Raw genomic sequence first — 21,694 nt, 5'->3', positions numbered from 1 at the left:
GGAAATCATGAAAAAGAAATTATCCGAAATATTAAGCTATCGGAAACAATTTATCAGCCTGCTGGTCGGTGTGCCATCCTATGAAACCTATATGGATCATATGCAAGCACATCACCCTGGCGAGCCCGTAAAGAGTCGTAAAGAATTTTTCTGTGAAGCACAGGAAGAAAGATTTAACGCAAAAGGCGGTAAGGTTTCCCGCTGTTGTTAATTAAAGCAAGGAAAATAATAATTAGGAAGGGTTCCCGTTTGTGTTCAACGGGAACCCTTTTTTGATGGAAAGAATCTTGCCAGATTCCTTTCTCTATAGTAGTCAGAAAAAGGAGGAATACGATTATATAACGTGTTATAGTTGAATCTCTTTGTTAAAAAGTGTTAAGGTTAATGAATAGGGTCGGCATATTCCTGTCGTTCAGGAATTTGTTGTGAGCCTTTTTTTTATTTCTTCGGCATTAATCTACTAAAATTATGCGTCTGCTCCGCCCTTCTAATCACCAACTCTTAACATTGGCATGCCGTGCCATTAAGGAATAAAAACGTCCACTTTGAAAAACCCTTTTAATAAGAAAATCTCGACTTTCTATTTCGATGAATAGTTGCTTCATTGAAATAAGGAATGGGGCTAAAAACTGTCTGGGGGGAAAATAATGAAACCTAATGTAATCGTAAAGGATGTTACAAAGATCTTTGGAAAATCGCCAAAGGCTGCAATTGAATTATTGAAAAAAGGTTACTCCAAGAAGGACATTTTAAAAGAAACTGGGCAGACTGTCGGTGTAAACAAAGCTAATTTTGAGGTTTATCCAGGAGAAATTTTCGTGATTATGGGATTGTCTGGAAGCGGCAAGTCAACTTTAATCCGTATGTTTAATCGCCTGATCGCACCGACCTCAGGGGAGATTTTGGTTGACGGAGAAGACCTGGTCAAAATGAATCCAGCCCGTTTGCGGGAAACCCGAAGAAAAAAAATTAGCATGGTCTTTCAGAATTTCGCTCTTTTTCCACACAAAACGATCCTGGAAAACACAGAGTACGGACTTGAAGTCCAAAAAATGCCTGAAAAGGAGCGCAGAGAAAAGGCTTTAAAGTCGTTAGAAGTAGTCGGTTTGAAGGGATATGAAAATCAGCATCCATCTCAGTTGAGCGGCGGAATGCAGCAACGGGTCGGACTGGCGAGAGCGCTTGCCAGTGATACGGACATTCTATTGATGGATGAAGCTTTTAGTGCGCTTGATCCGCTCATTCGAAAAGATATGCAGGATGAATTATTGGAGATTCAGGAAAACCTAAAGAAAACGATTATTTTCATCACTCATGATTTAGATGAGGCATTAAGGATAGGCGATCGAATTGCCTTAATGAAGGACGGCAGTATCATACAGCTTGGAACACCTGAAGAAATCATGATGAATCCGGCCAATGAATATGTAGAACGGTTTGTGGAGGATGTGGACTTATCAAGAGTACTCACTGCTTCACATGTTATGAAAAGAGCGGAGAGAATCTCGGTGGATAGAGGCCCTCGTGTTGCTCTGCAAATCATGAGAGAGCAAGGTTACTCCATGATATTCGTTGTGGACAGGAAGAAAAAGCTGCTTGGGGCTTTGACGGCTGAACAAGCATCAGACGCCATTAAAAATAATCAAACCATTGCTGAAGCGATGACAAAAGATATCCCTACTGTTGGTGAGGACGTCATAATTTCTGAACTATTAGATGAAATTGCTACTTCGAGTTTACCGCTGTCAGTGGTAGATGATGAAAACAGACTAAAAGGAATTATTATTAGAGGTGCGGTTATTGGCGCTCTTGCTGGCAATAAGGTTTCTTTAAACGAAATGGGAAGTGATTAAATGAATTTACCAAAAATACCTCTAGGTTCCTGGATTGACAGGCTTGTTGATTGGATAACGGTTGCATTCGGCGGTTTTTTTGACTTTTTAACAAATGCAATTGAGTGGATTTTAGATATCCTCGTTAAGGTTCTAGGAGCGGGGCCGCCACTCATCCTGATCATCATTTTAACCCTATTAATGCTATATACAAGCAGGTGGACACTGGGACTCTTTACATTAATATCCTTACTATTAATAGAAAACCTGGGTTATTGGGATGCGACAGTAGACACGCTTGCGCTGGTGCTCTCAGCGGGAATCATTACGATTTTGATCGGTATTCCGATCGGCATTTGGACATCCCAAAGTGATACAGCGAAGAAAATCATCATGCCGATTCTGGACTTTATGCAGACCATGCCAGCGTTTGTATACTTGATTCCGTCTATTTTATTCTTTGGAATCGGTGTCGTTCCAGGTATTATTGCTTCTGTTATTTTTGCAGTCGCGCCGACAATAAGATTAACCAACTTGGGGATTCGGGAGGTGCCGGGTGATTTAATTGAGGCTTCCGAGGCTTTTGGATCAACAACAGGGCAAAGGCTTTTCAAGGTTCAAATTCCATTGGCGGCACCGACCATTCTCGCAGGTGTTAACCAGAGCATTATGCTCTCCCTTTCCATGGTTGTTATTGCCTCTCTAGTAGGTGCTCCGGGATTGGGCGCAGAAGTGTATCGGGCGGTTACTCAAATTCAAGTGGGGCAAGGTTTTGAAGCAGGTTTATCCATCGTTATCATAGCGATTATCTTAGATCGTATCTCACAAAATCTAAGAAAACCAGCATATGCAGAAAAGATAAGTCGAAAAATTGTATTCGGAATAGTCGGAGCTATTTTTATAGCTGCCTTCACTTACTTCGCAATCGCAGAAGCAGATACAGATAAAGCTTCTTCTGAAAATGTCGGGGATACCGTTAATTATGAAATCACCGGTATTGACCCAGGCGCAGGGCTGATGAAAGCAACTGAAAAAGCCATGAAGGATTATAAATTATCTGATTGGACATTGAGAGAAGGATCCTCAACTGCAATGACAGCTGAACTCCAGAAAGCTTACGAAGATAAAGAACCGATTATCATTACTGGCTGGACACCTCATTGGATGTACCAGAAATACGATTTAAAATATTTGGAGGATCCAAAAGGCTCCTACGGTGAAGATGAAAATATTCATACGGTTGTAAGAAAAGGTTTTGAGGAAGAAACACCTGGTGCTTATAAGGTGTTAGACCAGTTTTATTGGGAACCAAGCGATATGGAAGAAGTAATGGTGGACACCCAAGAAGGAATGGATCCAAAAGACGCAGCAAAGAAATGGATCAAATCTCATTCCAAAGAGGTTCAGCAGTGGACAAAAGGAGCTGAAAAAGGGAACGGGCAGGAAATTGTACTTGTCTATGTTGCCTGGGAATCCGAAATTGCCAGCACGAACGTCATCAGCGAAGCTTTGGAGCAGTACGGCTATAAAGTTGACATGAAACAAGTCGAGGCCGGCCCCATGTTCGCCGGGATAGCGGATGGCAGTGCTGATGCAATGGTGGCCGCGTGGCTTCCGACTACACATGCTGATTATTTAGAAAGATATAAAGATGACTTGGTCGACCTTGGAGCGAATCTGGAAGGCACCAAGCTAGGGTTGAGTGTTCCTGAATATATGGATATCAATTCTATAGAAGACCTAAAAAAATAATCTTTAAAAAGGTACCCAATTGCGGGTACCTTTTTTTTGATGTAAGGAAAAGTAACGCTATTTTTATTTTTTTAAATATTTTACTTGAAATTTCACTTTTCAGAATATATGATAGTTCTAATAACATATTAATGTTAGAAAATATAACATATCAAGATAACAGAAAGGGTGGAATAAAGATGCAGATGGGTGATTCAGTTTTTATGTTTCTTGCTACATTATTGGTATGGCTTATGACGCCGGGGATTGCATTATTTTACGGAGGGATGGTTAAAAGTAAAAATGTGCTGAGTACAGCCATGCATAGCTATATGCCAATGGCGCTTGTCTCAATTCTTTGGGTTGTTGTAGGCTATTCACTTTCCTTCTCTACTGGAGGCAATGCTTTTATTGGCAATCTGGACTGGGCTGGGTTAAAAGATGTTGGCTTTGAACCTAACGCTGATTACAGTGCGACCATTCCTCATAACATGTTCATGATGTTCCAAATGACTTTCGCTGTTTTAACAGTTGCGATCATTTCGGGTGGATTTGCAGAGCGTATGCGTTTTTCAGCCTTTATTATTTTTATTATCGCATGGTCCTTGCTCGCATATGCTCCGGTAGCGCACTGGGTATGGGGAGTTGGCGGCTGGTTAAGAGAGCTCGGTGCCTTGGATTTCGCGGGAGGAAATGTTGTTCATATCTCCTCCGGTGTGACAGGGTTGGTACTGGCAATTATGTTAGGGAAACGCAAGGATATTGAAACCAGTTCTCCTCACAACTTGCCACTAACGTTTTTAGGGGCAACGCTGATTTGGTTTGGTTGGTATGGTTTTAATGTTGGAAGTACCTTGACTATTAACGACGTAGCGATGACGGTTTTTGTTAACACGGCCGTTGCTGCCTCCGCAGGTATTCTTGGCTGGCTGTTGGTCGAATACTCAGTCAATAAAAAACCTACCATGCTTGGTGGCCTTTCAGGAGCGATATCAGGCCTGGTCGCCATCACGCCGGCATGCGGCTTTGTCACTCCTGCCGTATCCATTATTATCGGTCTTGTCGGAGGCATCATCTGCTTCTGGGGCGTCACGTTTTTAAAGAAAAAGCTTGGGTACGACGATGCGCTAGACGCGTTTGGATTACATGGCATCGGTGGTACATGGGGTGGAATTGCTACAGGCCTGTTTGCGACAACCTCTGTTAATTCAGCTGGTGCGGATGGCCTTTTCTACGGCGACTTCAGCCTATTATGGAAGCAAATCGTTGCCATTGTAGCTACTTATATCTTTGTCGCGGTTATCACGTACGTCATTGCAAAAGTAATTAATATATTCATGCCGATTCGGGTCGATGAAGAACAAGAGTCATTGGGACTTGATATTACGCTTCATGGCGAAAAAGCATACCATGAAACGAACTTTTAAGGGGGAATCCACATGGGAGAGGTCCTAACAAAAATAGAAATCGTAACACGTCCGAACAAATTCGACCAATTTAAACAGGAACTTGCTAAAATCGGGGTGAGCGGGATAACGGTTTCTGATGTAAAAGGAACCGGCCTTCAAAAGGGATTTGTTGAAACATATAGAGGAGTAAAAAGGGAGATCTCCCTCCATGACCGGATTAAGATTGAGATCGTGGTCTGTGAGGTCCCTGTGCAAAGTGTAGTGGAAGTGGCGAGGAAGTTTTTCAACACAGGCAAGCCGGGCGACGGAAAAGTATTCATTTATGAATTATCCAATGTGATAAAAATCAGAACTGGGGAAGAAGGGCATGCTGCCTTAAAGAATGATATGTAAGCATGATTCAGGGCGAATAGAGAATACGGAGGGGGACAATGGGGAAATTAGTGAAGCTGGTCTACGCGAGAAGACAAAAAATCATTAATACGCTCATCAGTGAAAAAATCTATCAGCCCAACGATCAAAATTATCTGAGTAACCTGCCTTTGAAAGAGCTGGAAGAACTTTTGAAACAACGGAAAAAATCTATATAAAAAAGAAGAAGCGAAAGTGTTGACTTTTGCTACTTCTTTTTATTGCATTCGCAATGGAATTACTTTACAATATTAATTAAACAGTGGTCAATAAAAGGAGAAATAATTCATGACACCGAGAAAAGCCGTTGATAAAGAACTTTCCAGAGAAATAATTATGGATACAGCAAGAAACCTCTTTGCAAAAGAAGGATATCAGAACGTCTCAATGAGAAAGATTGCAAAAGAAATCAATTATACACATGGTGCGATTTATTATCACTTTGAGAATAAAGCTGAACTTTTTTATGAGTTGGTGAAAGAGGATTTTTCTTTATTGGATGGAGTACTTGAAAAGATCATAGAGCAGGACATGGGGGATAGGGAAAAAATTATGCATATTTTACTTGGCTTCATTAAGTTTGGACTTACCTATCCAAATCATTATGAAATCATGTTCTTGATAAGGGATGAAGAAGTACAAATGCATCTTCGAAATGAACCTGACGATAGCTATGAACGATTCGCGAAAGCCGTTTATGAACTAAGCGGGAAGAGAGCAAACACTAAGATTATCTGGTCCATTTTTTTAAGCATTCATGGCTTTGTAGCAGTTTATTGCAGAACAGGTCAAACTTATGAAGATGTAAGGGATATTGCGGAATCACATGTCATGTTGCTTTTAAAGGCGATTGATATGTGAAAAATTTTTCAAGTTTTATTAACCACTGGATAATAAAAGGAGGAGTATTATGAAAAAGGCTTTGGTGTTAGGGGCATCAGGAAGTATGGGCAGTGCAATAGTTAATGAGTTGATCCAAAGGGGTATTGATGTAACCGTCTTTGCAAGAAACAAAGAAAAGTTGCAAAAACTTTATGATAAGCATCAAGTCACTGTTTTTTCTGGGGATGTTTTTAATAAAAGAAATTTAGAAGAGGCTTCGAAAAGTGTCGATGTCATTTTTCATGCTATTAATATTCCTTATCAAGAATGGCGAGATAAACAGCCTAAGCTAATGAAAAATATTCTGGAAGCTGCAAAGGCATCTTGTGCAAGACTTGCTATCGTAGATAATATCTATGCTTATGGCAGGAGCAAGGGTACCCCAATAACTGAGGAAGTTAGAAAGAATCCTCATACGAAAAAAGGTAAAATTCGATTGGACTCAGAAGAAATAGCTAAACAATCCGGCGTGCCGTTATTTATTGCTCATTTTCCTGACTTTTACGGCCCCAATGCAGGTAGTACTTTATTAAATTACACTCTAGATAATATGGTGAAAAATAAAAAGGCAAGATTTATAGGAGATCAATCCATCTCCAGGGAATATATTTATACACCTGATGGAGCAAAAGCAATGGTCGAGCTGGCTCTTAACGAAAAAGCATACGGGCACAATTGGAATATCCCGGGCTCAGGAACAATCACGGGAGAAGAAATTGTCCAAATAGCAAAGAGTATTACAGGGTATAACAAAAGTGTTCCAACAGTTTCGAAGAAGATGATTCAGTTCATTGGTCTGTTTGATAAGTTCATGAAGGAATTTGTGGAGATGTATTATTTGACGGAAGATCCGGTCGTACTTGATGGAAGCAAGTATGAACGTGAGATTGGATTGCTTCCACGCACACCTTATCGAATTGGAATAGAAGAAACGATAAATCGTCTTCGAGGTTAAATGGTTGTGGATGACGCAATCCTCCAATAGGCTCTTGCATGGAAGCACTACTCAAGGGAAATGATAGTGTAAAGAAAAACAGATGGGGAATCGGAGGTTCGATTTCCATCTGCATTTAGCTAGTTCTTTACCCTTTTAATAAAAACGAATTTCCATCCTCATCTTTGAAGGTTGCGAAGGTGCCCCATTGCATTTCATTAAGCTCCCCTTCGAATACCACTCCGTTGTTTTTCATTGTTTGATATGTTTTTTTTATATCATCGGTTAAAAAAACGATGGATGGCTTTAGTTCTGCCCAGTTCGTCATCATGCTTTTCGGGTAGACTACAAGCGCGGTCTCTGCACCCTTTGGCCCTACTTCAAGCCAGAAGCTTCCTGGTCCCATTTGCTTTTCCACGAAAACATCAAATCCGACTTTTTCAGTCCAGAAGGCTTTCGCTTTTTGCTGGTCTTCTACATAAACAGCTGCAGTTGCGATTTTCGTAATCATAATTTATGGCTCCTTTTAAATATCTTAGTTCAATATTAACGATTTTAGATACACTTAATCAAGTTAAATCAAAAGAAAAGTGAAAGACCAGCCTGGCAAATTTGCCAAGCTGGACCACGTAATTGAACACTTAAAAATGATTTAAGCGAAAATTAGGATGATTTAAATGAAAACACCCTTCATTTAAGCGAAAGTGCCTGTCATTTAAGTGAAAACACCTGTCATTTAAGCGAAAATCCCATCGATTTAAGCGAAACCCATTTTCAGTATTACATCAAACAAAGATTCACAGTCCCAATGAAATATATTTCACTTCGAGGAATTCTTCAATGCCATAGTGACCGCCTTCGCGACCCAGCCCGCTTTGCTTGAAGCCGCCGAATGGGGCTTGCGGTGTTGATGGAAGTCCATCGTTCAAGCCAACAATTCCATATTCGAGAGCTTCAACCGTGCGAATGCCTTTTGAAATGTTTTCTGTGAACACATAGGCGGCCAGGCCGTAAATGGAGTCATTGGCGCGCTGAATCGCTTCTTCGGTTGTTTTAAAAGGAGCAATCGGCATCACTGGCCCGAATGTCTCCTCCTGCATACAAAGCATACTGTCATCAATATTGGACAGAACGGTTGGTTCGACGAATAGATCTTTCGATTTGCCGCCAGCCTCGACCTTGGCCCCCAACTTGATTGCTTCATCAATGTGGTTCTGTACTTTTTCGACTGCCTGTGCATTGATAAGCGGCCCGATATCGGTTCCTTCCTCCAAACCGTTTCCTACTTTTAATTCTTTTACCTTTGGGATGAGACGGTCAATAAATTCCTGATAAATCGATTCATGGACGTAGACTCGGTTTGAGCAAACACAGGTCTGCCCAGCGTTACGGAATTTAGAAGTAATCACTCCTTCCACCGCTTTATCCAGATCCGCATCTTCCAATACGATAACAGGGGCATGGCCGCCAAGCTCAAGCGATATTTTTTTCACAGTCTCAGCGGATCCCTTCATCAATTGCTTTCCGACAGCGGTGGAACCGGTAAAAGTCAGCTTTCTTACACGCTCGTCCTTCAGCCAGGCTTCACCGATCTCCTTGGCATCCCCTGTTACAACATTGATTACTCCTTTAGGAATCCCTGCTTTTTCGGCAAGCTCGGCCATTTTTAAAGCGGTTAAAGGAGTTAATTCAGCTGGTTTAATTACGACCGTACAGCCGGTTGCCAAGGCTGGCGCTACCTTGCGGGTAATCATCGCTGCTGGAAAATTCCATGGAGTAATGACCGCAACAACGCCGACTGGCTGTTTAGAAACGAAGAGCCGTTTATTCCGTTGCGTCGCCGGAATCGTTTCGCCGTAGATCCGCTTGCCTTCTTCGGCATACCACGATAGGAACCCATTTGCATACGCCATTTCACCTTTTGCTTCTTTCAAAGGTTTTCCTTGTTCAGTAGTCATGATTTCTGCAAGCTCGTCAATGTTGTCATTGATTAAGTCGTACCATTTTCGGATAAGGTCCGAGCGTTCGTACACTGAATAATCGGACCATTCACTGAATGCTTCATAAGCGGCATCCGCAGCAAGCCTGGCTTCACGTGAACCACCATTTGGAACCGTTGCGAAAACATCACCTGTAGCAGGGTTTTTTACCTCGATCGTATCAAGGCCCCCATCTGTCCACTCGCCATTAATAAACATTTTATACTGTTCCATGAAAAACCCCTCCTTTATTAATTGAAGCTATTTCCTTCTATTATAAATGATTCCTTTTCCGCCTTTATAAATATCTGCTTAAAAAAAGTCCGATAGTGATCTTTTCCCTAGTTAATAAATTATATGATCGAAATCTAAAATATATGCCCGAAATTTGAGATATATGCTCGGAATCTAAGGTATATGCTCGAAATCTGAGATATATGCCCGAAATCGGGGATATGACCGAAACCTGGGATATATTCAACGAAATTTAACATATACGCTCGAATTCTATCAATCTCAACATTTTTGACAAAAATGTGTCAGAACGGGTGGAAGATAGGGGGATTTCCCCCAGCAGATGGGGAGTTTCCCCGATATGGAATAGAACGGGAATTTCATAAAATGAATTACAGATAAAGCTTACGGAACAGGGGGAAGGAAAAATGCAGGAAACAGTAACAATCAATAAAAAGGCGGAACGCTCCATAAATCATGCGTTTGCGTCGCATTTTGCGAAATCAATGTTCTTGTCGGTACTGGGTCTGGCGATTCTAACGTTTATCGGTACCAGGATGTTTACTCATATTGATTTAAATTTATATGGTTATATGGTCGGGACAATCGTTTTTCTCGGAGGTTTCTTTTATCGGTTCATTGCATGGGGAGAACGGCCGCCCACAAAAATAATCATTAAAAAAGGGATCAAGCTTCTTTTTAGAAAATCGACGCCTAAAACGGCAACAACCCATTTGGTTACTTACAAGTTCATTTGGAATCGGGGCATTTACCGGTGGGCCCAGCACGTATTGATGGGCGGAGGCTGCATGCTTGCATGTCTGGTGACTTTCCCGTTGGTATTTAGTTGGATGTATTTCACGATGGATGACAATGGATATTACACAGTTGTGCTGCTTGGCATGAACCTAATTAACATCCCGGCAAACGGGATACTTGCTCAGCTTTCCTACAATGCTCTTAATATATCAGCGATCATGGTCATAGCCGGTGTATCGATGGCGCTTTACCGCCGATTGAAGAACATGCAGGCTCGTGCGGAGCAAAAGTTCATTTACGATTTCCTGCCGCTTTACCTGCTATTGCTGATTTCGATCACAGGTTTAATGCTGACTTTCATGAACGTATTCTTACATGGCTGGGGACAGCCGGTGATGTCTCTGATCCATCAATACTCTGTAATCGTTACCTTGATTTACCTCCCGTTTGGGAAGCTTGCCCACATTCCTTTCAGGCCGATGAGCGTGTTCGCGAAGAACTACCGCGAGCATTACGGAGAAGCTTCAATGAAAGAATGCAAGGTTTGCGGAGAAGGTTTTGTTTCTACCGAACAAGCGGGCGATGTAATGGATGTATTAAGTGTAAATCAGATGAATTTTAAAAAAGAGGACGGCTTTCATCTTGCAGAGCTTTGCCTTCCGTGCCGGAGAAAATATAGAATTGCTCAATTTTCAGGAATACCTACCCACGAGATAAAAGTTAAGGAGGCTAACCAGAATGCAAAGGGATAAGTTTTTAAAAGAAATAGAGAACCTAAATCATCCAAATGAAACGCTTGTTCCAACACACTGCAGCTATTGTGCGATGCAGTGCGGAATGAACTTAAGGGTGAATACATCGACAAACAAAATCATCGGCGTTGAGCCTCGTTACGATTGGCCGGTAACGCTAGGGAAAATGTGTCCGAAAGGCGTTACCGCTTACCAGCAGACAAACCATGAAGATCGGCTTTTAAAGCCATTAATCCGCGACGATGCTTCTTTAAAAGGAACAAAAGAAGGTTTCCGTGAAGCGACTTGGGATGAGGCATACGACCTAATCGTGAAAAGGTTTAAAGAGCTTCAGCAAAACTATGGAAAAGATAGCCTTTCGGTGTACGGCGGTGTTTCCATGACGAATGAAAAATGTTATTTAACAGGAAAATTTGCCCGTGTCGCGCTTCAAACGAGATACATCGATTACAACGGACGTTTTTGTATGGCAAGTGCAGCCGGCGGCATTAATCGTTCACTCGGTGTCGATCGAGGTTCAACCTTGCCATGGACGGATATTCATGAAACCGATTGCTTGTTCCTGGCTGGAAGCAATACGGCGGAATGCCATCCGACTTCGATGTTCCGTATCTGGGCTGTCCAAGAAAGAGGCGGATATTTGATTATTGCCGACCCGCGGGAAACACCGATTGCCAGAAGAGCAGATGTGCATCTCGACCTAAGACCAGGGACGGATCTTGCCCTTGCTAACGGAATCTTACATTTACTTATTGAAAATGGTCATGTTGACGAAGAATTTGTAAAAAATCACACAAACGGCTTTGAAGAAACAAAGCAAGTTGTCAAAGAATTCACACCTGAATATACGAGTCAAATTACAGGCGTGGCTCCGGAAAAAATCATTCGCGCTGCTGAACTGTACGGCAAAGCGCCGAATGCCATCGTGTTGTTTGCTAGAGGAATCGAACAGCAGGTTAAAGGGGTAGACAACGTTTCTGCCTATATCAATATGGCGCTTGTTACTGGTAACATTGGCCGTCCGAAAGCCGGAGTTGGTACCATCACGGGCCAAGGAAACGGACAAGGCGGTCGGGAGCACGGACAAAAAGCTGATGCCCTGCCAGGATACCGAAAAATTGCCAACCCTCAGCACGTAAAGGAAATAGCCGAAGTGTGGGGGATCAAACCGGAAGAAATGCCGGAAGCGGGAGTGTCCGCTTATGAAATGTTTGGCTTGATGGAGCAAAAGACGATTCGCTCTCTTTACCTTCTTTGTTCAAATCCAGTCGTTTCCGCACCTAACTCGAATTATGTGCGCAAAATGCTAAAACAGTTAGATTTCATGGTATGTGTAGACTTCTTCCTTTCTGAATCGGCTGAATATGCGGATGTAGTGCTTCCAACTACGACTTGGGCAGAAGATGAAGGAACGACAACGAATGTAGAGGGCCGCGTCATCAAAATTAACAGGGCCCAGAAGCCGCTAGGGGAATCTAAGCCGGACTGGCAGATCCAAGTGGAACTAGCGGAACGCCTTGGCCGCGGAAAGTATTTTTCACACTTAAAAACTTCCAAAGACATTTTTGATGAACTGCGCAGAGCTTCTAAAGGCGGAAATGCCGATTATTACGGAGTGACCTGGGAAAAAATCGAAAAGCAAAACGGCGTATTTTGGCCATGTAAAAGCGAAGATGATCCAGGAACACCTCATATGTTCTTAGATAAAAAATTCTATCATCCGGACGGCAAGGCGAAAATTTTTGCACTGCCTTACACACCGCCAGCTGAAGAACCAGACGAGGAGTATCCGCTCCGTTTAACAACAGGAAGGGTGGTTTACCATTATCTATCAGGCAACCAGACTAGAAGAATTCAATTCTTGAAAGATATGAGTCCTGAACCGTTTGTCGAAGTGCATCCGGATACGGCACAAAAGTACAATATTTCCCATGAAGAAAAAGTGCGGCTGTTTACCCGCAGAGGAGAAGTCATTTATAAAGTGAAAATAACAGAGGCCATTCGGAAAGATACGGTATTCGTTCCTTACCATTGGGACTTTGAGAGGGCCGCCAATATCCTGACGAACCCGGCGCTTGACCCGATTTCCAGAATGCCGGAATTCAAAGCGTGCGCAGCTGAGATCGAAAAAATAGAAGTAAAGAAGGTGCAGTAGATGAAAAAGAGGCTCTATATCGAACTTGAAAATTGTATAGGCTGCCGGTCTTGTCTCGCTGCCTGTACCCAGTGCGGAGGACATGAAGAGCGTAACCGTAACTATGTTTACGATGTCAATCCTCTTGTGAATACGCAAACGATGCCTCTTATGTGCCTTCACTGCGTAAACCCTGCCTGTGCAAGAAGCTGTCCGGCACAGGCGATCCAGATTCACGAAACAGGCGCCGTTTTATCCGCGCTTGTTGAAAAATGCATCGGCTGCCAGAACTGTACGATTGCCTGCCCATATGGCATTCCGAAGTTCGATACCGAACAAAACCTGATGTATAAATGTGACTTATGTATTGACCGTACGAAAGACGGAATCCCGCCAATGTGTGCCAGCGTTTGCCCGACAAACACATTGCAGTGGCTGACTGATGAAGAAATTGAAAACAAGAAACAACAATTTAACCTTGATAACGATAAATGGGTAACAAGCATGCCTTATCTGGAAAGTGAAACGAATGTAAAAGTAAATCTGCCTGGAATCTTGCAGGGAGTAACCAAACTATTTTAGGAGGGGAATCGTGTGAGTGGTGAAAACGATAAAATCCCGTTCAATGAAAATAATTACACCCACAATATCAACCGTGACAACGAAAGAAAGCTCGATCGCCGCGGCTTCATGAAAACGATGGTTGGTGCGGCCGGACTGTTTGCTGTATCGACCCTTCCATGGGGAGGCGTCGCCGCCAAAGAATTGATGGGACTTGGCGATAAAGAATATCCACATAAAAAGATTGCCGATGTTAAATCGGTAAAAGTTGGAGACGCGGTTGAATTCGCGTTTCCCGGCGAACATGACAGTGCGCTTTTAGTCAGGCTGTCAGAAAATAAATATGTGGCCTATCAAAACGCCTGTACCCATCTTCGCTGCCCGGTTTATTGGGTGAAGGAAGAAGGAGATCTGATTTGTCCGTGCCATCACGGTAAGTTCGATGTAGAAACCGGTGCCCCTACGGCAGGACCGCCAAGACGTCCGCTTCCTGAAATTGTCGTAAAAGTGGATAAAGGTTCCATTTACGCAGTAAGGGTGAAGCGCTATGAATCCTAGATATGTAAGTGTAGCAATTCTTTGTGGAGTCCTGTTATTGAATATCATTTTCACGCAATATGTCGTTCATCAATATTACCATGAAAATTATGTAAATGTTCTTATATTCTGCGGTTTGAACCTGATCTTGTTCCCTATTGCTTTCTTGATATATAAACGGGACCGAAAAAGCGAAGGCGGGAATTAATATGAACAATGAAACGTATCTTGACTTTTGTTTTATCAGAGGAGCGGCTGGAGGGTTTGCCGGTGAAATTGATGCCATCCTGCAGGAAGTATTCAAAGGCAAGCGACTAAATTGGTATCTGGAAGAGAAAACGACCGATGGCGCGGAAATCGTGGTGGCTGAGGTTAAAGGAATGAGCAATTGGCATTCCGAGAATGAAACGATCGACTACCTTGAAGAGAATGCGGGAGAGCAGTTCTGGCAATACCTTCAAGGATATCAAATGTATATCTATCCCGCTAAAGGATGTGGGACACGTGGCAAGCATTAATATTGAGGAATGGAAGCAGTTTGTTTCTCATGATATTGAAACGGCGATTCTCGACCAGCAGGGAGAGACGGCGCCCTCTGTCAGGAAAAATATCCGAAAAGTCGAGATATGTCCTGATGGCACGCATCTTCGCCTCTATTTCGATAATGTGTATTTCCTGGCTATTCCATTAACAAGTGAAGTAACAAAAACGGGTAACAAATGGGCGGCCTTCGATCAAGGAGCTGACCTGACTTATATTATAAAAAAGGTGGATGATTTCCATGAGTAGAATCACGCAATGGAACCCTGAAGACGAAAAGTTTTGGCAAGAAGAGGGAAAAAGACATGCGAGAAGGAATCTTTGGATCTCTGTTCCAACATTAATGATGGCGTTTATCGTATGGCAAATCTGGTCTGTAGTAGCAGTTAGGTTGAATGACGTCGGCTTTAATTTTTCAGACAGTGAATTATTTTCACTCGCAGCCATCCCGGGGCTTGTCGGAGCAACCCTGCGTTTCTTCTATACATTTGGCGTCGGTAAATTTGGAGGCAGAAACTGGGTCGTGTTCTCAACCGGTATTCTCTTAATTCCTTCTATCGGTATCGGGATGGCTGTCCAAAATCCTGACACGCCTTATTCTGTCATGCTATTGTTGGCAGCTCTTTGCGGTCTCGGCGGAGGTAACTTCTCTTCAGCTGTTGCGAATATCTCCTTCTTCTTTCCGAAAAAAGAAAAAGGAACAGCGCTCGGAATCAATGGCGGACTTGGAAACATGGGGGTTTCAGTCGTTCAGTTTGTTACTCCTCTAATCATTGCCGCAAGCACTTTCTCATTTGTGGGTGGTGGCGTTACATTAGATAATGGCCAGCAAATTTGGCTTCAAAACGCAGCGTATATTTGGGTCATTCCAATTATCATTTTGACAATTGCCGCATACTTCGGAATGGATAATCTTCCGGGCACAAAGCAATCAGTGTCAGCGCAATTTGTCATTGTAAAACGCAAGCACACCTGGATCATGACTTGGCTATATGTCGCGACTTTCGGTTCTTTTATCGGGTATTCCGCAGCATTCCCGCTGCTTGTTAAATCACAGTTTCCTGAACACTTAAGTCTTGCTTTCCTGGGTGCGTTGCTCGCGGCGGCGGCACGGCCTGTCGGCGGCTGGGTTTCCGATAAATTCGGAGGTGCCCGGATCACGGCCATCGTTCTCGTAGTGATGACCATTGGAGCAATTGGCGTCATTTACTTCTTAAACCTTGGAAGCTTTGCAGGATTCCTGGCATCATTCCTTGTATTATTCATAGCTTCAGGTATGGGATCTGGATCTACTTTCCAGATGATTCCATTCTTGTTTCCTGTAAAAGAAGCTGCACCGGTTCTAGGCTTCACGGCAGCATTTGCGGCTTACGGATCCTTCTTGATTCCAAAGCTTTTCGGATGGTCCGTAAGTACAACAGGGACACCAGTAACGGCATTCTACTTCTTCATCGCTTTCTATGCGGTTTCATTAGGATTAAACTGGTACTATTATCAAAGAAAAACATCTGAAAAAACAGCTGAGCTTTACGTTCATTAATTAAAAGTAACACATTTCATAGAAAACAAAGGATTCCACTTTTAAGCCCAAAAGTGGAATTCTATTGTATCCGAGACGGCCACTACTTTCACCAAGAAGAACAAGCGCTAACAGCAAAACCAAACAAAACTCTGCATGGAACACGAATGCAGTCAGGAGGATGGATATGGAACAAACAATGAAAAACAAAAATATTAGTTCGTATATCATACAGTCCCAGGATGAAGAAATTAAAAGAATAGCGCTCGAGCTTCATGAAGGTGTTGGCCAGACCCTGTATAGTCTGTATACAGGGCTGCAGTTTATCGAAACAGGGCTAGAGCAGCCGGCAATGAAACCGTATATGAAGGAGATGTTTCAATTGATGGAGAAAACACTGCAGGAAATACGCTTGCTATCCTTGGAATTGCATCCGCCTACGTTGACTACATTCGGTTTATTGCCCGCGGTCAAAAGCTACTGTAAATTATTTACGTCCACATACGGTATAATGGTCCATATAGAGTCCACTGGTGAGGAGAGGGCTATATCTGAGACTAAAAATATTGCTATATTCCGAGTTTGTCAGGAAGCGCTTGCAAATATTGCGAAATATGCAGACGTTACAGAAGCAACAATTAGCTTTACCTGGGGACTTGATTTTGTCAAAATAATCATTGAAGATAAAGGAAAAGGATTTGATGTCGAAGAAAAATTGAACATCAATCATTTATCAGGACTTGAAGCGATGAAGGAAAGAATGGTTTTGGCTGGTGGGGAATGTTTGATTTCCTCTAAGTTAGGAATAGGGACCAGTATAGAAATATACCTGCGCAATTAATGTATGTGTGAAAAGGAGAGATTGCTATGATTAGGATACTTCTGGTGGACGATCATGCGGTGGTAAGAATGGGCCTGACGATGCTCTTGGATGCACATCCTGATATGCAGGTGGTTGGCGAAGCTTCTGAAGGGAATGAAGGCCTTCAAAAAGCGGTTGAACTCAAACCCAATGTAGTGGTGATGGATTTAAGCATGCCGCACGGAAAAGACGGCTTATCCGCAACTTCGGAATTAAAAAAGCTGATGCCCGATGTGCAAATATTAATCTTGACGATGCATGATGATGAAGAGTATTTATTCAGGGCCATCCAGGCTGGTGCATCAGGCTGTATTTTAAAAAGCGCGCCGCACGATGAACTGGTGGGGGCGATCCGGTCGGTAGCAAGTGGTGAGGCTTATCTTCACCCGTCAGCTACAAAGAAATTAATGGAAGAATACCTCGGATCTGTTCAGAAAAACGGGATGGATACGTACAGCCTGCTATCAGACAGGGAACGTGAGGTTCTGACGCTGATTGCCAAGGGTTTTTCCAATAAAGAAATCGGAGAACAACTGGTCATCAGTGTAAAAACGGTCGAAACCCATAAAGGAAACCTTATGGAAAAGCTCCAAATGAGAACAAGACCTGAATTGGTCGCCTATGCTTTGAAAAAGGGGCTGCTTGGATATGGCGTATAAGGGAGTTAATCCGACATGGCTGAATTAGGTGAAGTCCTTCCGGTTGTAAAAGCTTGTCAAGAATTAATGGATACTCTTGACTGCGATTTTGTCGGTCTGGCCTTTCAAAACAAGATTGGACCGGATATTAAATGGCATGTTGCTGTCGGGAACAAGAACGATAAGTATAATCGAAGTACAGTGCGTTATGGAAAAGGGATAGCGGGAAAGGTAATCGCCTCGGGCAGACCGTTGATGATCACTGATTTTCCAAATGATATTCACGGAAAAATTCTTGAACACCCGATCATGCTTGCAGAGCAGCTTGTTTCTGCCTATTCTGCTCCTATGTTTTTTAATGGTGTCCCAAAAGGAGTGCTGTTGGTCGGAAAAAGGAGCAGCTATTCCTTCTCGGACAATGAGCAGGCAATTGTCAATAAGGCTGCAAAGAGTCTGGAAGAAACCGTAAAGATAAGCATTACATTTTAATTCAGGAGGTCTGGGGATGAACAGGTATGATAATGAAAACGAACAAAATCTTAACGCTCCTGATTCCCGTAACAAAAAGATCCCACCGACTGAATCGAAAGGAACGTCTAATTTGAATGGTGATTCGTCAGTGCTGCACAATCAGATCGTCGAAAAACAAAAAAAGACCTTTGAGGAGCTGGTAGATCTTAAGTTTGCTCTGGATGTCTCTTCCATTGTGGCAATCACGGATAACAAAGGCGTCATTACTTATGTAAATAATCATTTTTGCAAAATATCGAAATACTCCAAGGAAGAACTGATTGGCCGGGATCACAGCATCATCAATTCCGGTTACCATTCCAAAGATTTTTTTAAAACGATGTGGAAAACGATTGGATCCGGTCAGGTGTGGAAGGGTGAAATCAGAAATAGAGCAAAGGACGGCACGATTTATTGGGTGGACACGACAATCGTTCCGTTTCTAAATGATAAAGGAAAGCCTTATCAATATATGGCGATTCGCTATGAGATAACGGAAAGAAAACGGGTTGAAGAAGAACTGCAAAAAATGATGATTCAGATTATTGATGTCCAGGAAGAAGAAAGAAAGAGGTTGTCCCGGGAATTGCATGATGGGATAGGCCAAAACCTGTACAGCCACCTGATCACCATTAACCGCCTGCAGGCAGAAATCACTAATCCCCTTTTGGATCAAATGCAGGATGAAACTGCAGAGCTGATAAAAGAAGTCAGGGAGATATCATGGGAACTTCGGCCTTCCGTGCTGGATGATCTCGGCCTTGTCCCGGCTATTCGCTCGTTTCTAAACCGCTATTCGGAATACTATAAGATTAATGTGATGTTTGAATGCGTCCTGAATGGACGGCTTGCTAACAATGCCGAAATCACGATTTACCGGATCATTCAGGAAGCCTTAACAAATGTGCGGAAATATGCTGAAGTGAATGAAGCGATTGTAACAATCCGGGAAATGGATGATATCATCAGGGTCATGATTGAAGATCACGGTAAAGGATTCCTTCCTAAAAAAGGTTCCGGGGGAGTAGGCTTATTCGGGATGGAAGAAAGAGCCCGCTCGGCAGGCGGCTCCATAGAAATTCAATCCACCCCGGAAAAAGGGACGAAAATCATTTTGGAAGTGCCGAAGCATCAGAATGTTTAATGTACTTTATTTACCTTCATGCATGTAGACTTTGGATAAAGAATGATAGCTTATGTTTGGAGAAAAATCCTACCTGAGATATGTAGGATTTTTTTGTTTACCAACGGGCCGGATTGTGGAAAAAACAGCTTAAATATTTAACCATAAATAATATAATTTATAATTGATTGAATCCATTTCATAATTCCTTTTTATAAAGAAACACAGACCAATATTAGTTACTCAAAAATTTTCTTAGTTTGCACCTACTGAATTTGACTGTTGATTTCCGCTACAGGCGGGCGCTTTCCGCGGGCGGTCCGTGAGCCTCCTCGTCGCTTCGCTCCTGCGGGGTCTCACCTGGCCACGCTTTTCCCGCAGGACGTTGAGTGATCATCCTCGAATAGACACCGCACGAGAAAATGCGTAGCATTTTCGAGGAGTCGCTGCCTGCAGCGAAAAGCAACCGGTTTGGCAATCAGGAGTGAGTACTAACACAGCCTATATTTTGTGGATTTATCTGAGCATGGATACGATCAGCGGCTCATTTTGAAGCCTTATAAACGAACGTAACGATGTTAAAAATGGACCTTGATGAAGAAGTGTCTCTTGAACTTCTTCCAAAACATTTGATTCACTAATGATCGTAATCATTCTCGAATACGCAGCTTCTGATGGCACGGAATCGGATACTAAAAACCCGCAGTCAAGACAGAAGATCATTTAAACTACCGGGCAGGTTACGGGAAGAAGAATAATTTTCTTCCCGTCGTCAAATATTATGCAAATCAAAGTAAATGAAAATAAACACTAGCCAAGAAATGCAAAAAACTACCACCCAAGATGGATGGTTGTGCTAAGCATATCAATTTGTTTCTAAACAGCTAATTGATATTATAGTGATATATCTTGTTTCAGAAAGGAATCATAATGACAAATATAAATATACCCGTTTCTGTTTTAAACCTTGCCCCAATTCGTCAAGGAGAGGAACCAAAAGATGCCATTGATTCGATGGTTGATTTAGCACAAGCTACGGAGGAAATGGGCTATAAACGGTATTGGATTGCAGAACATCATAATTCCCCTACACTTGTAAGCTCAGCTACCTCTATTTTAATTAAACATACATTGGAGCATACGAAAACCATCCGTGTCGGATCTGGCGGGGTTATGCTGCCTAATCATTCTCCATTGGTCGTGGCCGAACAATTTGGAACAATGGCAACCATTTATCCAAACCGTTTGGATTTAGGACTTGGTAGAGCACCCGGTACCGATATGATGACGGCAAGCGCTTTAAGACGTTCACAGAATGATTCTGTCTATACATTTCCTGACGACGTTAATTCCTTGCTTACTTACTTCGGACCTGAAGAAAAACAAGGGTATGTCAAAGCGCATCCTGGTGTGGGCACTAATATCCCATTATATATTTTAGGGTCATCGACAGACTCAGCGTATTTAGCGGCTAAATTAGGGTTGCCATATGTGTTTGCCTCACACTTCGCACCTAGATATATGGAGGAAGCGATCTCGATTTATCGCAATCGATTCCAACCTTCTGAATATCTGGATTCTCCATATATGATGGTTTGTTTAAATGTGGTTGCAGCTGAAACAGATGAAGAAGCGATAAGAGAATCAACAACGACGCAACAATTTTTCCTAAATGTTGTCCGAGGTTCACAATCACCATTGCAACCGCCAGTGGATAGCATGGATAACATATGGAGCGGTCAGGAGAAAGAAATGGCTTCCTCGATGTCCAGTGTGACGTTTACGGGCAGTAAAGAGACAGTAAAAGCACAGTTAACAAATTTCCAAGAGAAGTACCATGTAGATGAAATCATGGCTGTTTCCTATATCTTTAATCCTGATATACAAAAGCGGTCCTATCAGATCTTTAAGGAAATTGTTGATGGAAAATAAATAAGCTGAGATAACAAACTTTATCGTTTACTTCAGTAAAAAACATAAAGGATCTTCCACAATCAGACGCATTTCTTTAAAAAGGAATGCGTCTTTTTTACAATCGGCCGGATTGTGGAACAACACCCAGAATATTAAATATTTATGGTGAAATATAGATGGATTGTGAAAGATTCCACTAAACAAAACCTGAATTAGGCTTATCTAATCAGGTTTTTTCAAAAATAAAATAGGCAGCTTATATTTTTGAACATATACTGATATCAAGCTTAGACGCCCAGGACGTGACGGATACGAGCCGACGTTTCTTTGCGGGCCGTCCCTTGCTAACGTAATGTTTAAGTAAGCCTTTTAAATTTGGCTCTGTTAAACGATAATGTTGTTTTTGGGAAGGGAATCTGCGAGACTCCTCGAA

22 protein-coding genes are annotated in these 21,694 nt (G+C 42.4%); 20 read left to right on the top strand and 2 right to left on the bottom strand.

What is annotated here, in order from left to right:
• The first annotated feature begins 7 nt into the window (after positions 1-7).
• From D0463_RS02400 to D0463_RS02370, 8 genes are all read left to right on the top strand, one after another.
• Positions 8-211, top strand: a complete 204-nt coding sequence (locus D0463_RS02400) for a YbdD/YjiX family protein (RefSeq protein ID WP_117304667.1) — start codon at positions 8-10, stop codon at positions 209-211.
• Positions 212-647: 436 nt separating this feature from the next.
• On the top strand, positions 648-1,853 hold the full coding sequence (locus D0463_RS02395) for a quaternary amine ABC transporter ATP-binding protein (RefSeq protein WP_117304665.1): 1,206 nt from the start codon (positions 648-650) through the stop codon (positions 1,851-1,853).
• Positions 1,854-3,584 (top strand): glycine betaine ABC transporter substrate-binding protein, encoded by a 1,731-nt coding sequence (locus D0463_RS20040; protein ID WP_117304663.1) that lies wholly within the window; start codon positions 1,854-1,856, stop codon positions 3,582-3,584.
• 179 nt (positions 3,585-3,763) lie between these two features.
• Positions 3,764-4,990: an ammonium transporter gene (locus D0463_RS02385; RefSeq protein WP_117304661.1), complete on the top strand. Its 1,227-nt coding sequence runs from the start codon at positions 3,764-3,766 to the stop codon at positions 4,988-4,990.
• A gap of 12 nt (positions 4,991-5,002) precedes the next feature.
• Complete coding sequence (locus D0463_RS02380) at positions 5,003-5,365, top strand: P-II family nitrogen regulator (protein ID WP_117304659.1); 363 nt, start codon at positions 5,003-5,005, stop codon at positions 5,363-5,365.
• Positions 5,366-5,403: 38 nt separating this feature from the next.
• A complete protein-coding gene (locus tag D0463_RS19280; protein ID WP_160118350.1) occupies positions 5,404-5,562 on the top strand; it encodes a hypothetical protein in 159 nt (52 codons plus the stop codon).
• Positions 5,563-5,671: 109 nt separating this feature from the next.
• Complete coding sequence (locus tag D0463_RS02375) at positions 5,672-6,244, top strand: TetR/AcrR family transcriptional regulator (protein ID WP_117304657.1); 573 nt, start codon at positions 5,672-5,674, stop codon at positions 6,242-6,244.
• A 49-nt stretch (positions 6,245-6,293) separates the two neighbouring features.
• Complete coding sequence (locus tag D0463_RS02370) at positions 6,294-7,220, top strand: SDR family NAD(P)-dependent oxidoreductase (RefSeq protein WP_117304655.1); 927 nt, start codon at positions 6,294-6,296, stop codon at positions 7,218-7,220.
• 127 nt (positions 7,221-7,347) lie between these two features.
• Here D0463_RS02370 and D0463_RS02365 read toward each other — a convergent pair whose 3' ends face one another.
• Entirely contained in the window at positions 7,348-7,710 is a 363-nt protein-coding gene (locus D0463_RS02365) for a VOC family protein (protein WP_117304653.1), read from the bottom strand.
• Positions 7,711-7,996: 286 nt separating this feature from the next.
• Complete coding sequence (locus tag D0463_RS02360; RefSeq protein ID WP_117304651.1) at positions 7,997-9,412, bottom strand: NAD-dependent succinate-semialdehyde dehydrogenase; 1,416 nt, start codon at positions 9,410-9,412, stop codon at positions 7,997-7,999.
• A 428-nt stretch (positions 9,413-9,840) separates the two neighbouring features.
• On the opposite strand from D0463_RS02360, the gene D0463_RS02355 reads away from it, so the two are divergent.
• The 12 genes from D0463_RS02355 (at position 9,841) to D0463_RS02290 (ending at position 21,279) form a co-directional block, all read left to right on the top strand.
• On the top strand, positions 9,841-10,923 hold the full coding sequence (locus tag D0463_RS02355; RefSeq protein ID WP_117304649.1) for a hypothetical protein: 1,083 nt from the start codon (positions 9,841-9,843) through the stop codon (positions 10,921-10,923).
• Positions 10,910-13,078, top strand: a complete 2,169-nt coding sequence (fdhF, locus tag D0463_RS02350) for a formate dehydrogenase subunit alpha (RefSeq protein ID WP_117304647.1) — start codon at positions 10,910-10,912, stop codon at positions 13,076-13,078. The genes D0463_RS02355 and fdhF overlap by 14 nt, the downstream gene beginning before the upstream one ends.
• On the top strand, positions 13,079-13,639 hold the full coding sequence (locus tag D0463_RS02345) for a 4Fe-4S dicluster domain-containing protein (RefSeq protein WP_117304645.1): 561 nt from the start codon (positions 13,079-13,081) through the stop codon (positions 13,637-13,639). It abuts the gene before it with no gap.
• 12 nt (positions 13,640-13,651) lie between these two features.
• Entirely contained in the window at positions 13,652-14,176 is a 525-nt protein-coding gene (locus D0463_RS02340; protein ID WP_117304643.1) for a Rieske (2Fe-2S) protein, read from the top strand.
• A gap of 188 nt (positions 14,177-14,364) precedes the next feature.
• A complete protein-coding gene (locus tag D0463_RS02330; protein ID WP_117304639.1) occupies positions 14,365-14,673 on the top strand; it encodes a hypothetical protein in 309 nt (102 codons plus the stop codon).
• Complete coding sequence (locus D0463_RS02325; RefSeq protein ID WP_117304637.1) at positions 14,660-14,944, top strand: hypothetical protein; 285 nt, start codon at positions 14,660-14,662, stop codon at positions 14,942-14,944. Before D0463_RS02330 ends, D0463_RS02325 begins: the two co-directional genes overlap by 14 nt.
• Positions 14,937-16,235 carry an MFS transporter gene (locus D0463_RS02320; protein ID WP_117304635.1) on the top strand — a complete coding sequence of 433 codons (1,299 nt, stop codon included), beginning with the start codon at positions 14,937-14,939 and terminating at the stop codon, positions 16,233-16,235. Before D0463_RS02325 ends, D0463_RS02320 begins: the two co-directional genes overlap by 8 nt.
• A 166-nt stretch (positions 16,236-16,401) precedes the next feature.
• Entirely contained in the window at positions 16,402-17,055 is a 654-nt protein-coding gene (locus D0463_RS02315) for a sensor histidine kinase (RefSeq protein ID WP_117304633.1), read from the top strand.
• 26 nt (positions 17,056-17,081) lie between these two features.
• A complete protein-coding gene (locus D0463_RS02310) occupies positions 17,082-17,735 on the top strand; it encodes a response regulator (protein WP_117304631.1) in 654 nt (217 codons plus the stop codon).
• A 15-nt stretch (positions 17,736-17,750) separates the two neighbouring features.
• Entirely contained in the window at positions 17,751-18,203 is a 453-nt protein-coding gene (locus D0463_RS02305) for a GAF domain-containing protein (protein ID WP_117304629.1), read from the top strand.
• A gap of 16 nt (positions 18,204-18,219) precedes the next feature.
• Positions 18,220-19,368 (top strand): PAS domain-containing sensor histidine kinase, encoded by a 1,149-nt coding sequence (locus D0463_RS02300; protein WP_117304627.1) that lies wholly within the window; start codon positions 18,220-18,222, stop codon positions 19,366-19,368.
• Between the two features lie 909 nt (positions 19,369-20,277).
• Positions 20,278-21,279 (top strand): LLM class flavin-dependent oxidoreductase, encoded by a 1,002-nt coding sequence (locus D0463_RS02290; RefSeq protein WP_117304623.1) that lies wholly within the window; start codon positions 20,278-20,280, stop codon positions 21,277-21,279.
• Positions 21,280-21,694 lie beyond the last annotated feature (415 nt).

Origin of the sequence: Bacillus sp. V59.32b (genome assembly GCF_003429085.1) — a bacterium.
GTDB lineage: Bacteria > Bacillota > Bacilli > Bacillales > DSM-1321 > Peribacillus.
This window is presented reverse-complemented; position numbering and strand designations above follow the sequence as displayed.

Coding starts and splice junctions, on each gene's coding strand:
- D0463_RS02290 (WP_117304623.1), top strand. CDS start 20,278: ATGACAAATATAAATATACCCGTTTCTGTTTTAAACCTTGCCCCAATT.
- D0463_RS02400 (WP_117304667.1), top strand. CDS start 8: ATGAAAAAGAAATTATCCGAAATATTAAGCTATCGGAAACAATTTATC.
- D0463_RS02360 (WP_117304651.1), bottom strand. CDS start 9,412: ATGGAACAGTATAAAATGTTTATTAATGGCGAGTGGACAGATGGGGGC.
- D0463_RS20040 (WP_117304663.1), top strand. CDS start 1,854: ATGAATTTACCAAAAATACCTCTAGGTTCCTGGATTGACAGGCTTGTT.
- D0463_RS02345 (WP_117304645.1), top strand. CDS start 13,079: ATGAAAAAGAGGCTCTATATCGAACTTGAAAATTGTATAGGCTGCCGG.
- D0463_RS02370 (WP_117304655.1), top strand. CDS start 6,294: ATGAAAAAGGCTTTGGTGTTAGGGGCATCAGGAAGTATGGGCAGTGCA.
- D0463_RS19280 (WP_160118350.1), top strand. CDS start 5,404: ATGGGGAAATTAGTGAAGCTGGTCTACGCGAGAAGACAAAAAATCATT.
- D0463_RS02300 (WP_117304627.1), top strand. CDS start 18,220: ATGAACAGGTATGATAATGAAAACGAACAAAATCTTAACGCTCCTGAT.
- D0463_RS02365 (WP_117304653.1), bottom strand. CDS start 7,710: ATGATTACGAAAATCGCAACTGCAGCTGTTTATGTAGAAGACCAGCAA.
- D0463_RS02320 (WP_117304635.1), top strand. CDS start 14,937: ATGAGTAGAATCACGCAATGGAACCCTGAAGACGAAAAGTTTTGGCAA.
- D0463_RS02355 (WP_117304649.1), top strand. CDS start 9,841: ATGCAGGAAACAGTAACAATCAATAAAAAGGCGGAACGCTCCATAAAT.
- D0463_RS02380 (WP_117304659.1), top strand. CDS start 5,003: ATGGGAGAGGTCCTAACAAAAATAGAAATCGTAACACGTCCGAACAAA.
- D0463_RS02385 (WP_117304661.1), top strand. CDS start 3,764: ATGCAGATGGGTGATTCAGTTTTTATGTTTCTTGCTACATTATTGGTA.
- D0463_RS02375 (WP_117304657.1), top strand. CDS start 5,672: ATGACACCGAGAAAAGCCGTTGATAAAGAACTTTCCAGAGAAATAATT.
- D0463_RS02305 (WP_117304629.1), top strand. CDS start 17,751: ATGGCTGAATTAGGTGAAGTCCTTCCGGTTGTAAAAGCTTGTCAAGAA.
- D0463_RS02330 (WP_117304639.1), top strand. CDS start 14,365: ATGAACAATGAAACGTATCTTGACTTTTGTTTTATCAGAGGAGCGGCT.
- fdhF (WP_117304647.1), top strand. CDS start 10,910: ATGCAAAGGGATAAGTTTTTAAAAGAAATAGAGAACCTAAATCATCCA.
- D0463_RS02310 (WP_117304631.1), top strand. CDS start 17,082: ATGATTAGGATACTTCTGGTGGACGATCATGCGGTGGTAAGAATGGGC.
- D0463_RS02315 (WP_117304633.1), top strand. CDS start 16,402: ATGGAACAAACAATGAAAAACAAAAATATTAGTTCGTATATCATACAG.
- D0463_RS02395 (WP_117304665.1), top strand. CDS start 648: ATGAAACCTAATGTAATCGTAAAGGATGTTACAAAGATCTTTGGAAAA.